Annotated in this window: 12 protein-coding genes, 1 tRNA gene and 1 other RNA gene; 9 read left to right on the top strand and 5 right to left on the bottom strand. The window is 54.7% G+C overall.

Features of this window, described 5'->3' with window-relative positions:
* Positions 1–143 precede the first annotated feature (143 nt).
* From thiS to THEVEDRAFT_RS03370, 3 genes are all read right to left on the bottom strand, one after another.
* Entirely contained in the window at positions 144–350 is a 207-nt protein-coding gene (gene thiS, locus THEVEDRAFT_RS03360; protein ID WP_006583322.1) for a sulfur carrier protein ThiS, read from the bottom strand.
* Entirely contained in the window at positions 350–2545 is a 2196-nt protein-coding gene (locus THEVEDRAFT_RS03365; protein WP_006583323.1) for an aldehyde ferredoxin oxidoreductase family protein, read from the bottom strand. Before THEVEDRAFT_RS03365 ends, thiS begins: the two co-directional genes overlap by 1 nt.
* 130 nt (positions 2546–2675) lie before the next feature.
* Positions 2676–3059, bottom strand: a complete 384-nt coding sequence (locus THEVEDRAFT_RS03370; RefSeq protein ID WP_006583324.1) for a 4Fe-4S binding protein — start codon at positions 3057–3059, stop codon at positions 2676–2678.
* 297 nt (positions 3060–3356) lie between these two features.
* Between THEVEDRAFT_RS03370 and THEVEDRAFT_RS03375 the strand changes: the two genes are divergently transcribed.
* The 8 genes from THEVEDRAFT_RS03375 (at position 3357) to THEVEDRAFT_RS03400 (ending at position 8455) form a co-directional block, all read left to right on the top strand.
* Positions 3357–4511 (top strand): ABC transporter substrate-binding protein, encoded by a 1155-nt coding sequence (locus THEVEDRAFT_RS03375; RefSeq protein WP_006583325.1) that lies wholly within the window; start codon positions 3357–3359, stop codon positions 4509–4511.
* 79 nt (positions 4512–4590) lie between these two features.
* A tRNA-Pro gene (locus THEVEDRAFT_RS03380) sits at positions 4591–4668 on the top strand.
* A gap of 281 nt (positions 4669–4949) precedes the next feature.
* Complete coding sequence (gene smpB / locus THEVEDRAFT_RS03385; RefSeq protein ID WP_006583326.1) at positions 4950–5405, top strand: SsrA-binding protein SmpB; 456 nt, start codon at positions 4950–4952, stop codon at positions 5403–5405.
* 104 nt (positions 5406–5509) lie between these two features.
* Positions 5510–5861, top strand: a transfer-messenger RNA (tmRNA) gene (gene ssrA / locus THEVEDRAFT_RS09320).
* 175 nt (positions 5862–6036) lie between these two features.
* On the top strand, positions 6037–6279 hold the full coding sequence (locus THEVEDRAFT_RS10300; RefSeq protein ID WP_083830692.1) for a M48 metallopeptidase family protein: 243 nt from the start codon (positions 6037–6039) through the stop codon (positions 6277–6279).
* A gap of 115 nt (positions 6280–6394) precedes the next feature.
* Complete coding sequence (locus tag THEVEDRAFT_RS03390; protein ID WP_006583327.1) at positions 6395–6874, top strand: hypothetical protein; 480 nt, start codon at positions 6395–6397, stop codon at positions 6872–6874.
* A complete protein-coding gene (locus tag THEVEDRAFT_RS03395; protein WP_006583328.1) occupies positions 6871–7383 on the top strand; it encodes a permease in 513 nt (170 codons plus the stop codon). The genes THEVEDRAFT_RS03390 and THEVEDRAFT_RS03395 overlap by 4 nt, the downstream gene beginning before the upstream one ends.
* Positions 7384–7483: 100 nt before the next feature.
* A complete protein-coding gene (locus tag THEVEDRAFT_RS03400; protein ID WP_006583329.1) occupies positions 7484–8455 on the top strand; it encodes a cation diffusion facilitator family transporter in 972 nt (323 codons plus the stop codon).
* Positions 8456–8635: 180 nt separating this feature from the next.
* Here the strand turns inward: THEVEDRAFT_RS03400 and fliD are convergent, their stop codons facing one another.
* Positions 8636–11134, bottom strand: a complete 2499-nt coding sequence (gene fliD / locus THEVEDRAFT_RS03405; RefSeq protein ID WP_006583330.1) for a flagellar filament capping protein FliD — start codon at positions 11132–11134, stop codon at positions 8636–8638.
* 264 nt (positions 11135–11398) lie between these two features.
* The gene (locus tag THEVEDRAFT_RS03410) at positions 11399–11977 is read right to left on the bottom strand and encodes a hypothetical protein (protein WP_006583331.1); all 579 of its coding nucleotides are present in this window, start codon (positions 11975–11977) and stop codon (positions 11399–11401) included.
* A gap of 181 nt (positions 11978–12158) precedes the next feature.
* On the opposite strand from THEVEDRAFT_RS03410, the gene THEVEDRAFT_RS03415 reads away from it, so the two are divergent.
* Complete coding sequence (locus tag THEVEDRAFT_RS03415) at positions 12159–13007, top strand: MBL fold metallo-hydrolase (protein ID WP_281054557.1); 849 nt, start codon at positions 12159–12161, stop codon at positions 13005–13007.
* Positions 13008–13017 lie beyond the last annotated feature (10 nt).

Below are 13017 nucleotides of genomic sequence, written 5' to 3' on the forward strand. Positions count from 1 at the left end.
CGATGGCATTGAATCTCTTAGGGGTAATAGCGAACGAATAAAGCAAGCATGCCCCGGCGTAGATTCCCACCGGGGCCTGCTTTTTGCGGCCTTATGTCCCCTTTGTTGTAGGAGCAGGAGCGTCTCTTGCCGTGAGCTGGGATTTAGCCCCCGCTTATCATGTGGACCACTTGCACTTTAGCCCCCTCTGGTATGGGGGTTGAGGAGAAGCGATCCCGCTCAACCGGCTTATCGTTGATCCACACCGAAAGCATACGGAAGGTGTATCGTTTCTCGTCCAGCAGGTCCTGGACGGTCATGCCCTCCCGCCAGGGGTGCTTGTCTCCGTTGACTGTGATGAAGCTATCCATCAGTTGTCCCACTCATCCTCCGGACGGAGGTGCTTTTTGAGGACCTCCACCACCTCGGGGGTATCTATCCCAAGGCGCTTCACGGTTTCGAGGGTTGGTATGCCGTTCTTGTTCCAGCCCCTGCGCTTGTAGACCGCGTCAACCAACTGCTCCCACTGACCTCTCCTGTAGGCCTGGAGCTTCTCGATCTTCTCCTTGACCGAGAGTCCTTCTGGGTTTATCCCCGCTTCCCTCAGCTTGTCGTCGAAGTAGTCAGGTCTTGCCATGTACTCATCTTCGAAGACCGGGCCAAGCCCCCTGGCGGGTATGTTGTGCCACTCCCTGGTCCCCTTGCCCAGCCTTAGGTTGAAGACCCTCTCGAAGTTGTAGACCCGCTCGGACTGAGTGATGATGTCCTCCTTGGTGATGTTCTTCCCGGTGACGGCGTTGAAGATGTCCACGTAGTTCTGGACATGCTCCGGTACCTTGGCGGCCTCGATGCCCTTGTACTTAACGTGGTTGTCCGCGGGCTCGATGTCGTTCCAGGGTAGCTTGCAGAGTCCCACCAGGGAGAACCACAGCCGGAAGTTGGGGAAGTAGTACAGCGCCTCCGCCTTGTCCTCGAACGTTGGCAGCTGCTTGTTCACCATGTCCATGAATATGAGCCAAGCCTCGTCGTGCTGGGGGCCCTTAAGGGTGAGGAAGTAGCCTCCCCACTGGGCTATGGACTCCTGGCAGCGGTACTGGGAGACCTCGAGGCCCTGCCCTTCCATGCCGATGTCCTCCATGATCTTGCGGTCTGCCCCGTACTTCTCGCTGAGGAAGTCCTTGAGGTAGCGGATGCCCCGGCTGGCCGCCACGGCGAACTCATCCTTCCCCTCCGCCATCCTGTGGATGAGCTCCATCATGTGCTCCTTGTTGCCGAAGTTCAGTTTAAGCCCACCGGTATGCTCGTCGTTTATGAGTCCCAGCTCGTAGCACTCCGCCAGGAACGCGATTATGGTTCCAAGGGATATGGTGTCGAAGCCGTAGTGGTCAGCGTAGAAGTTGGCCTCTATGGTCCACTTGGGATCGAATATGCCTATTACGGAGCCCAGGGACGCGGCGGTCTCGTACTCCGGACCGTCCACGGTAACCTTGCGGCCCTTCCACGGGCCGGTTTTGAGCTCGAAATGGTCCGCCGCTTTGGCGCAGGAGAGGGAACAACCATACCAGCAGCCGTCCGGCAGGCCCTGGGTGAACAGGCTGGTGTAGACGTCCGAGTGGATGTTGTTTATGTCCGGATGCTGGCCGAACTTGTAGTTGTTCACCGGCAGCAGGTGGTAGTCGTTCATAACCTCGTTGAGGTGAGCGGTACCCACCTTGCGCATCTTGCACTGCACATCGTCGTAGTCGTGAATCTCCTTATGGAGTTTGATGCCCACCTTCTGAAGGGTTGCGAGGTCCGCGGGGTCGTTCTCCACTCCCGTGACCTTGCGCTTCTTCACCACGATGGCGTGCACGCCCTTGTGGCGCAACACGGTTCCGCCGCCCCCGCGTCCCGCCTGCTTGAGCCTTGCCACCTTGCGGCGCAGGTCATAGAAGCTGAAGTTCATCCCGCATATGTAGCTGTGGTGGGCCGCCTGACCCGTGGATACCACTGATATGGCCCGCTTACCGTTCTCCCGGTCCTCGTCCTCGGCGGAGAAGTACTCGTGGAGTTCATCGGTTATGGTGTAGGAGTTGGACTTGTCATCGAAGGGGGACTCGTAGATCTCCACCTTTCCGAGGTCTCCGTCCACGAATATTATTACGTTCTTGTCAGCTATGCCTCTGAGTTCAAAGGAGTCGAAGCCGGAGAACTTTATGAGGGGGCCGAAGTATCCGCCGGCGTTGCTGGCGTAGGTCTGCTTGGTGGCGGGGGAGAGGAAGACCGAGTAGCACTTGCCCGCCCCCGGGTACTGGGTTATTCCGCAAAGGGGGCCGCCGGATATTATTATCTCGTTCTCCGGATCGTCCCACTTGGTATTCTCGTTGACCGCTTCCCAGAGGAGGCCTAGCCCGAAGCCGCGGCCGCCGGTGAAGCGCTCCACGAACTCGTCGGACAGCGGCTTGGTCTTGAAGGAGTACTTGCCGTCCCGGTTGCCCAGGTCAACGAAGCAGACCTCCTTGGTGTAACCCCTGTGAATGGGTTTCGGGGTGTAGGTCCACTGGGCGAGAAGCTTCATCTTCTCCATCTCTTTTACCGCTCCTTTCGTGAGGGCATTGCCTTTTTAAGTATGGATCTTATGGTCCCTCTTTTTTCGACCCTGTTGGGGTTTTGTGTGCATGTTGCAGCCAATTTTCCAGGGTTTGGGCTTGTGGATTTTATCCTATTATCTCCAGAGCGCCGGTGGGACAGGCTTTGGCGCAAAGCCCGCAGGCTATGCATTTGAACGGCTGACTCTGCTTGGCGGCGTTGAAGAACATGCTGGCGGTGGGACAGTATCCTACACACATCATGCAGGAGGTGCACTTGTCTTTCCTAAGCTGGACCACCCCGTTCTTATCCCTCTCCAGGGCCTGGGTGGGGCACACCTCTATGCAGGTGCCACACTGGTTGCAGACGTTTATGTTGGGCATGCTGCCCACGTCGGTGACCCTGATCCTGGAGAGGCTAGGGTCATCCTCCTTGAAGTAGGCCTTGGAGCATGCGGCCATACAGGCGCCGCACCGAACGCACTTTTCCGCGTAGGTCTTTAGGAGCTTCAACTTCCATCCCTCCCTGTGGGGTGTTGGGGGCACGGGGCCCAACTCTTGTGTACATGATACCACATGCAAGTTTCCTCAAGGAGCCCCAGGGGCAAAAATAAACCGCAAATTTCCACTTTTAAGTCCAACTTTTAGCGGCTGCAGGGGGGGGGGGGAGACGCCGACTATCTAGCGGCTCTTAAGGGGCTGCGTTTTTATAAGGTTTATTTAATGTTTACGCTTGGTCGATGCGGATGTGTCCTAGTCATGGTAGAATTTTCAGCAGGTTTCTCATCCTCAAACGGGAGGTGTTGTGGAGTGAGGAGGTTTCTGGTTCTAGGTTTGGCCGTGGCGGTGTTGGCCATGGCGGCGGGTTGTGCCCTTGCGGGGGAGATCAAGGTTGGGTATCTGACCGCCCTTACGGGGGATTACGCGGGTTACGGCCAGACGGAGCTGCGGGCAGCCCAGCTTGCGGTGGAGGAGATCAACGCCAAGGGCGGTGTGTTGGGGCAGAAGCTGGTTTTGGTGCCCTATGACTGGCGGACCAGGACTGAGGATGCGGTGAATGCGGTGCGGCGCATGATAGACCAGGACAAGGTGGTGGCCATCATAGGGGCCAACGCATCCGGGGCTAACATCGCTACCGCCCCCATAGTGAACCGGTCCAAGGTGCCCCAGATAGGCACAGTCTCCACCAACCCCCTTGTTACGGTTGATGAGAAGGGCAAGGTTCGTCCTTACTCTTTCCGCATCTGCTTCACCGATCCCTACCAGGGCAAGGTGCTTGCGAACCTGGCGGCGGTCAAGCTGGGCAAGAAGAAGGCGGCCATGCTTTACGATGTGGCCTCTGATTACTCCCAGGGGCTCCGGGAGTTCTGCATCAAGGAGTTTGAAAAGCTTGGCGGAAAGATCGTGGCCGATGAGGCTTACAAGGGTGGCCAGGACACCGACTTCAGGGCCCAGCTCACCAACATCCGCAACTCCGGTGCGGAGGTTCTCTTCCTTCCCGGCATGGGCAAGGAGATGGCCCTCATAATAAAGCAGGCCCGGGAGCTTGGGATGAAGGACCTCATCATAATGGGCGGAGACGGCTATGCGGACTTCATGTACGAGATAGCAGGTCCCGCTCTTGTGGGAACCTATTGGGTTAACCACACCTCTCTGGAAGATCCTGGCATGCAGCCCTTCTTCAAGGCCTACAAGGATAAGTACAAGGATGAGTGCAAGGAGTTCGTGAACGGTGTCCTGGCCTACGATTCCGTCTACTGGCTGGCGGATGCCATAAAGAGGGCTGGCAAGGCTGATGGTACCGCCATCGCCAAGGCCCTTGAGGAGACCAAGAACCTTAAGCTTCACCATGGGGTGCTATCCGTGGATCCCAAGGATCACAACCCTCTTAACAAGACCGCGGTGATCCTGAAGGTTGAGAAGGACGGCAAGGCCCACTTCTTCACCAGGATACAGCCTAAGTAGTTCTTGATCGATCCCCAAGGGCGCCACGAGGTGTTGAGGTTTGACGTGGTGCCTTTGGGGTGTTAAAATCCTTCCCGTTCGGGGCGTAGCGCAGTCTGGTTAGCGCGCTTGGTTCGGGACCAAGAGGTCGGAAGTTCGAATCTTCTCGCCCCGACCAGGAGAACTCCGGAGGCCCTTAAGGGTCTCCTTTTTTATTTTTGCCTGGTTATTCTGAGGTTGGCTTGCCTTTTCCCTTCCCTGCTGTGGGAGGTAGTCTTCCCCTGCTATGTTCGTCTTTTTGTCCTTTGTCGGTCCCCCTTGGGTTTCTCGTTCTGGGTGTTTGAAGTCAGGCGATGCCAAGGCTTATGGGGCTTGGGCGATGGTTCGGCATGACGGTCCGGGTGATTGACTATAAATGACTTTTGCTGTAACATTCGCTTAGAATGGGGGTGTTGAGGGATGGAGAGGGATCGAGTCGTGGCGCAGAACCGGAAGGCCCGGTTCGACTACTTCATCTTGGACACCCTGGAGGTAGGGATTGTGCTGACCGGCACGGAGATAAAGTCGTTGCGGGAGGGCCGGGTTAACCTGAAGGATGGCTATGCCACCGTCAAGGACGGTGAGCTTTGGCTTATGGGGGTTCACATATCGCCCTACGAGAAGGGCAGCTATTACAATGTGGATCCGGAGCGCCCCAGGAAGCTTTTGGCCTCCAAGGGTGAGATTTTGAGGTTGTATCAGAAGCTGCGGGAGAAGGGGCTTACGCTGGTTCCGTTGAGGATATACATCAAGAACAACCGGTGGGCCAAGGTAGAGCTGGGGCTTGCTAAGGGCAAGGCCCTTCACGATAAGAGGGATGCCCTTGCGGAGAAGCAGGCTAAGCGGGAGATGGAGAGGGCCATGAGGTCTAGGTGAAGGCCCGTGGTGTTTGTGGTTGCGGCAGAGGGGATTTTTGTGGATCCTATTGGTTAGGTTGGGGGTTTATTCCAAGGCGTTTTTAGGATATCTTTAGGTTGAGAGGGGGCGACAGGTTTCGACGGCAAGCGGAGGGTTTAGGAGAGCGAGCCGAGGTTGGGGCAGCCTCGTAAATAAGGTCCCAAAAAGAAAAACGCCAACGATAACTACGCTCTGGCTGCTTAGTTAGCAGCCACGTTCTCCGGTGCTTAGCCGCCGTGTGCCGGAAGGACGTCAAACAGGCGGCTAGGAGATCAGCATCGTCCTCCGGCTGGTCTTCGAGACTCTAGGGGGGCTCGGGGAAGGGTATCCCGTCCGTGGGAGACCGTTTCCTTAGACTTAAAACGCGGACTACGCTCGTAGCGCTCCTAGGCTGGCCATTGTCGGACGGGGGTTCGATTCCCCCCGCCTCCACCATATTTGAACAGCACAATGATAAGGTAGGTTAAAGCCCTGATAGATCAGGGTCTTTTTTATTTTGTAGCACAAATCAACTTGGAGGCGAGGGATATTGATAAAAAATATATCAAAAAAATCAAGAAACTGGGTGTATGCGCACAATAAAGACGAATAAAGCGAATAAGGAACTGGTATAAAGGTTAAGGAGCAGAAGAAAAGGTGGGCAAGCTGTACATCAAAGGATGAATTACTGTTCAATTGGCGATGTGCAATGGCAAGGGCAGATGCCTTTGACTATATCCTTGTTCGCGAATTGTGCCATCTTTACTACAAAAACCACTCTAAAGACTTTTGGATTTTGCTTTCAAAAGTAATGCCAGACTATGAAAAAAGGAGAGAATGGCTAAGAAAGTATGGAGTAAGGATGGGTTTGTAGGGAGTGGATGGGATTAGAATTGTAGCTAAAAAAGATTATAAAGAAATATAAAGATAAAATTACAGCCAACTAAACGCAGGGGAAGGACAAACAGCCCTGGTGGTGAGGTGATCGTTTGTTTCCTTGGATCCTTTATGCTGTTGCCGGGTTTGCGCTTTGCATTTCCTACGTTAAAGACCGAGAGAGGACTAGAAAGGGGGTTCTCAAAGCCCTTAGAGCCTTTGAGGGGATACTGCCCCAGCTGTTGGGAGTGCTCCTGCTCATAGGGATTGGCATGACATTGCTTAACCCCTCCGCCATAGCTGCCCTGCTGGGGAAGCAAAGCGGCGTATCCGGCGTCCTCTTGGCCTTGCTGATAGGATCCATAACCCTTATGCCCGGCTTCGTTGCGTTTCCCCTGGCATCTGCCATGGTTAAGGCCGGGGCTGGTTATGCCCAGATGGGGGCCTTCGTATCGTCCCTCATGATGGTTGGGGTAGTCACGTTTCCCATGGAGGCCAAGATCCTAGGGGTGAGGCTGGCCCTGTGGAGAAACCTTCTTTCCTTGGTGCTTTCATTCTTTATAGCCCTGGTGTTAGGACGGGTCATGGGATGAGGGCCGTAGTCTATCGCTACCGCTTCTTCCTGTCCGTTGCACTGGTGGCTGTTGGGATATCACTTTTTAAGCCCCATCTCGGCAGGGGCATCATCGTTTTAAGCCTCTCGAACCTTAAGGAGATGCTATCGATTATACCGCCCATATTCGTTCTGCTTGGCCTGCTTGACGTTTGGGTTGATAGGTCCACCATGATGCGTTTTACGGGCCCCGGTTCTGGACTTAAGGGGGTTCTAGTGTCCTTCCTAATGGGCTCCGCCGCAGCCGGCCCGTTGTATGCCGCGTTCCCGGTTGCGGAGGTGATGATATCCAAGGGTGCCAGCATGTTTAACGTGATGGTGTTCCTTGGCGCATGGTCCACCACCAAGATCCCCCTTTTGATGTTCGAGATGGCTAACATGGGATATAGGTTTACCGTGACGAGGCTTGTCATGAGCATCGCGGGAATACTTCTCATAGCTCGCTTGCTGGACTCCTTCATCGGTCCCCCCGATAATTCTACGAACTAGCTAAATGTGACTGTTTATTGGAAATGGGCTTGACTTGGACTCAAAAGAGTGAAATTATTGTCACGTAAATAGGACACTTAAGGGCTAGGAGGTTTTTGTTTTGGCTTTCTATCGCGAGGATGAACACGTCCATCACGATTTACACGGTCATCATGGGCATCATCACCATAAGGCTTCCGATGGCACAACGGAGGGCAGACTTGTTTTATCGTTAATTTTTAATCTTTTGATAACCTTGGCCGAGGTGGTCGGTGGTGTGATGTCCAACAGCTTGGCGCTGCTGTCCGATGCGGTTCATAACCTTTCCGATGCTTCGTCCCTAGGGGTAAGCTGGTTGGCCATGAGGATAGCCCGCATGGAGAGGACCCCTTCCCACTCCTTCGGTTTCAAGCGGGCAGAGGTGCTGGCTTCACTTCTCAACACCGTGGCTTTAATTGGAGTAGGAGTGTTCCTCTTGGTGGAGGCGGTTCGTAAGTTCCTGCATCCTGACGTGATAGCCGGTGGAGTAATGCTGTCCGTGGCGGTGGTGGGCCTACTGGGGAATCTTCTAACCGCTTTGCTCCTTCATAGGGATTCCAAGGAAAACCTTAACGTGCGATCTGCTTACCTCCACATCGTGATGGATGCCCTATCATCGGTGGGGGTTATAGTGGCGGCAATCTTTGTAATGAAGTTCCGTTGGTACTGGCTGGATCCCCTGCTAACCTTCGGAGTGTCCGTTTACGTGCTTAGAGAATCCTTCCCATTGCTAAAGGAATCTCTTCACATCCTAATGCAAGGTACTCCGGAAGGAGTGGACATCAATGCCCTGGTCCAACATGTGGAGGAGATCCCAGAGGTCGTTAACATGCATCACCTTCACATTTGGACCACCGACGGAAGGGATATGTTCCTCGAGGCCCACGTGACCCTCCAGGACTCCGCCAAGGACCACACGGACATTGTGCTGTCCCAGGTGACCTCCTTGATACAGAGGCATTTTAACATATCTCATGTGACCCTTCAGATGGAGTTCTCCTGCTGTATCGGGGCTCCGCTAGACTGTGGCGGTGTAAATGCCCGGGCGGTTTAGTGCGGAATGGTACCTAGATTGTGCGCAGCGGCTCCGCATTGTGCGATGAGATGGAGGTTGCCTGGTTTTAAGACAGTTAAAACTGCGAAGTCCCCAGGGACTGGCCTGAGGACTTCGCAGGTCTGTTAGGCGGATGGGCTGAACGCTACCAGGCAATCCCCATGATGCCCCGGTTGGCGTTCACTGCTGCTTTACCCCTGACAGCTGCGCCACTATCCCCGCAAGCCACGATAACTGCTGGTTCATCTTTGATATGGTCTTCTCCATCGCCACGAACTGGTTGTAATACGACTGCTGCATTATCTTCAGCCTGTTTTCAAAGTCCGCTATGCGTTTGTCTATCGCCTTCTGCTGCTCCTTTATCGAGCTCACCCTTGCGGCGATCCGGCCTTTGACCACCACCTCGGTGCCCACCGTCACCTGGGTTGTATCAACCATGTTGCCCAAGAACTGGTCAAGCTTGTTCATGATGGAGGACATTAGGTTAGCCACTCCGTTGTTATCGTCCCTCATCCTAGCCATGAAGGTCTCCACGTTGAACTCGAGCTTGCCGCTCTTCCCGTAATTGGCCTTCTCGGTGGCTATACCTGCGTAGGTCACAGAGTTTCTCGTGCCGTCCTGGGAGAAGCCCATGGTGCTTAAGCTTCCGGTGGTGCTTATGGCCACCTTGCCGGGGTCATACGTGTACTGGACGGAGTAATTCCCCGAGGGGCGTCTCCCGCCGGAGAGCCAAACTATGCGGCTTTCAAAGGCCCCGTTGGAGTTCTCCACGGTCTGCACCGTGTAATCCACGTTCTCGGTGTACACCGTGCTGCCCTGCTTGATCACCAAAGCCCCCGATATAGGTGCGGCGACGCTAGGGGTATAGGGCAATAGATCCCAGCTGGAAGCGGTGTTCCTGCTCACCGTGTCTGACCTGGTGGTTCGGCCGTCTATGCTGTTCGACGTGGACCTTATTACCAGTTTGCCTTTTTCCACCGAGACCGATAAGGGCAGTTTCCCTCCTTTGGGGTTGCCGTTGGTGCCCGCGGTGGCATCGGTGAGACCCGTGAGCTTCGCCTTTATGTTCTCCAGGGAGTCACTTTCTGAAACCGTTATCCTTGCCCTCATGCCGCCTATGTCCAGCACCATGTCCCCCTTGATGTTGAGTGGTGTGGTGGAGGACAGATAACCCCTGGAGGAGTAGGTGTTGGGTAGGTTACTAAGGGGAAAGGATATCAACTGCCTCATCTGATCCTTTATCTGCCAAAGCAGCGAATCCCCATGAAGCAAACCGAACTTCTTGTAGAAGTCGTCGTTCTTGTTGCTCCCCGATGCTTTCTCCGTCTTGCTCTCCTCGGTGAGTCGAATGTTTATCCAATCCATAACGTCGTTGTAGGCGGCGACGAAGTTGTTAAGCCCCTCAACAGCGGATTGGGCGTCCACGGTAACGTCTAACCGCACGGTTCCCGTCCCAACCAGGTTGAGCTTCACTCCGGCGATGAGGTCCTCTACGGTGTTGCTGTCCCGTTCCACCTCCTGTCCGTCAACCTCGAACAGGGCGTTCTGGGCCCCCGTGTGCCCCGACGTCCCCATGAGGCCAAGGCCGGTCCCGGACAGCTTGTCCCCAGATACTACCGTACCGGATACGTCCTGAAGGTAGAAGACGTTGTCGTTGGAGTAGTAAAGATATTTTACGGTGTAATTTGTGCTCGTGGCGGGCTGTGATGATGATGTCCAGGTTATCTCCCCGGTGGAGGAGTTGTAGGTGAAATGCTTGCCCTCCACATACGTGTTGCTCCCCTGGGTTATGAGTATGGATGAAGGACGGGGAGAAGGCAGCGCCATGTTATCCGTGGCCCCTGTCCCCCTTGTTATGGTTTCCGTGTCCTGGGAGTAGGTTACCTTGAAGTCCGATCCACTGGCTGGTTTGTTCGTGCCAAGCCACGTTATGGTTCCCGTAGCCGCGTCATAGGAGTAGTCCGTCCCGGACGCATAGGTCACGGATCCGGATTGGATCGTTACGGAGCTTGGATACCAGCCGTTGACCTCCCTGGGCAGATAAAAGGTGTTCGAACTGCCCATCTTGAAGGTCTCTGAGGCTTTTGGCCCCGACCTGCCGAGCCCTGTGGCGGTGCTCTCTATGACTATGCGGTTGTCCACTATCTTGCTGGTTATGGCGAGGTTGCTGCCGGTGCTGTCCAAGGCCTTTTGAATCTTTAGGTTTATATCCCGCAGTGAGTCGGAGTTGGCAACCGATACCTCCGCCCATTGTTTCCCCACGTATATTCTGAAGGTCCCGGACAGGTTGAGGGCGCTGCTCACGCTGTCAAACCTATCGGAGGTTCGCCTTTCCGCTTTGGCCACCTGGTTGACCTTTATGGTCCACTGATTTATTGCGGCAGACGTGTCCGCCGTGGCGGTTAGGATGGCATTGGCGGACTTGCCGGCCTCAAGGCTTGTTAGTTCCGCCTGTTTCTTGTTGTACGTGGAAGATAGTTTGAGAGAGGTTATGCTGTTGCGGAGCTGTTTCATGCTGGCGGACAGCTCATCGTAAAGCCCCTTCTTCAGCTCCAGCTTGTCCTTCTCCTCCTGCCATATCTTCTCTGGCTTTCTAGCGTTCTCCATTATCTTGTCCAACATGGTCCCCCAGTCTATCTGGGAAGTCACGCCGGTGAACTGAAACAAGGGATCCCCCATGGGTGGAACCTCCTTTCATGACTCCTTGAGGGCTCTGAAAATCACAGGGCTCTGAAATAACATGGTTCAGCGTCTTTTTCGGATTCCGCGGCATTGAACTTTATCTAACCCTTAGCTCAAACCGCCACGCACCATTGAACCATGTGAAGTGTGATCTTTGGTTTAATATACCATGTGGCATGGATAGGGGATATCCGCTGTAAGATCATAGGGCATAAGAAATTGGGGAAGGAGATCAATGCCCCTTCCCCAATCTGACATGTTCTACTGTCTCCCGTCACTTCGGCCGTCCGTCCAGGCGGTCCTCCCTGGACAGCCCGGTTTGGTGGACCATGGGACCTCCGTCCATCCCCAGGGGGTGACGATTATGGCTCTTATTTCCACCCCCTGTTCCCTCAGGGCGTTTATGTGTCCCCCGAAGGCACAGGCCTCCCCGGTTATCCAATTGTCCGTGATAAGCCATATCCTGGAGCAGTGGCCTCGGCCGAAGATGGCTCCGTGGTCTATGGCCATCCGCAACGAATCCTCAAACATTATGGGCCCCACACCCAGAACCACCGCATCTTTATGACCCATTACCTCCCCTCCGGAAGGCATGACGTCTGCAAAGGCCTGAACCCATCCTATCTGCGGAAGGAGTGCCTCCCCATCGGATTCTCCATTGCCCCAGAAGAGATCCTCCGCCTCCATGGGATATCTGCGTTCCGACAGGTACGTCAGCCACTGCTGAACCTGCTGAAGCAGTTTCTCCAGGTATCCCGGGTAGCCTCCGTCCATGGCACTGAGTATCTGCCCCACCGTAATGGGCTTATCTGGAAGGTCGTCGGGGTGTAGCCTTTTCATATTTCTTCACCTCCCACCCCTTTTAATCCCCATGAGCATAGCACAGCAATCGATTTGAGCATATACTTTTACCACGTTCCTCTCCAGTTATGAAGGGGGTAGTTTGAAAACGTCTACTTCTGGCATGTATCCAGAAAATTTCATTCGGTTCCTTGGCACCTCTGGGGCCAGGTTTTGCACGATGCACCAAATAAGGTCCAGCGGTGGCATCTTCTTCCGTTACGCCGGCTTTACGGGGGTTATAGATCCCGGTCCTGGGTGCTTGCATCATATGTGCAGGGCGGTGCCGGAACTTGACCCCACCGAACTTGATGGGGTGCTCATAACCCATCGGCATCTGGATCACTGCGGCGATGCCAACGCAGTGGTGGAGGCCATGGTGGGAGGAGGTTACAGCTGCAGGGGGAGCCTTTTCCTGCCGTCCGACGCCCTGGGGGATGAACCGGTGATATTCCGCTACCTTATGAAAAAGGTTCGGCAAAAGATACTCCTAGAGGATCTATCTGACTATCCTTTGGGTGAGTCCGCCACGTTGCGGGCTTTCAAGCTAAAACACCACGGGGTTATGACGTTCGGTTTCCTCCTGAGGGGCAGCGGGCTTCCCAGCGTGGGCGTTGTAAGCGATACTGCCATGCTGCCGGTTGTCTATCAGGTGGCGGAGGCGAGCCAGGTGCTGATCATTAACGTAACCCTGGAGAGGAGGAGACCCAACCTGGAACACCTGTCCCTAGAGGACGTTGAGGAGCTGCTAAGGGCTTCCAATGTTCCCTTGGTGCTTGTAACCCACATGGGGAGGGGCATAATCAAGAGGGGGCCCCATCTGGTAGAGGAGTACTTCAAAGACCGCTTCCCCCATTCAAGAGTTGTTTGTGCGGATGACGGTATGGTGGTTGATTTGGCTATCCGTAGGGTTACGATGTTGGACGAGCTATCCCCCAGGGAGGGCAGTCATTCCATGAATCACCTTAAGGAGGACCTTATGGGATCTCCATTGGTAGACGGGTTTGAAGGGCATAAAAACCGTCCATGATATGCCGGGG

This window comes from Thermanaerovibrio velox DSM 12556, from assembly GCF_000237825.1.
GTDB lineage: Bacteria > Synergistota > Synergistia > Synergistales > Synergistaceae > Thermanaerovibrio > Thermanaerovibrio velox.

Excerpts from the sequence above, each read along its gene's own strand:
- thiS (WP_006583322.1), bottom strand. The coding sequence starts at position 350 with ATGGATAGCTTCATCACAGTCAACGGAGACAAGCACCCCTGGCGGGAG.
- THEVEDRAFT_RS03365 (WP_006583323.1), bottom strand. The coding sequence starts at position 2,545 with ATGGAGAAGATGAAGCTTCTCGCCCAGTGGACCTACACCCCGAAACCC.
- smpB (WP_006583326.1), top strand. The coding sequence starts at position 4,950 with ATGGAGAGGGATCGAGTCGTGGCGCAGAACCGGAAGGCCCGGTTCGAC.
- THEVEDRAFT_RS03395 (WP_006583328.1), top strand. The coding sequence starts at position 6,871 with ATGAGGGCCGTAGTCTATCGCTACCGCTTCTTCCTGTCCGTTGCACTG.
- fliD (WP_006583330.1), bottom strand. The coding sequence starts at position 11,134 with ATGGGGGATCCCTTGTTTCAGTTCACCGGCGTGACTTCCCAGATAGAC.
- THEVEDRAFT_RS03410 (WP_006583331.1), bottom strand. The coding sequence starts at position 11,977 with ATGAAAAGGCTACACCCCGACGACCTTCCAGATAAGCCCATTACGGTG.
- THEVEDRAFT_RS03415 (WP_281054557.1), top strand. The coding sequence starts at position 12,159 with ATGCACCAAATAAGGTCCAGCGGTGGCATCTTCTTCCGTTACGCCGGC.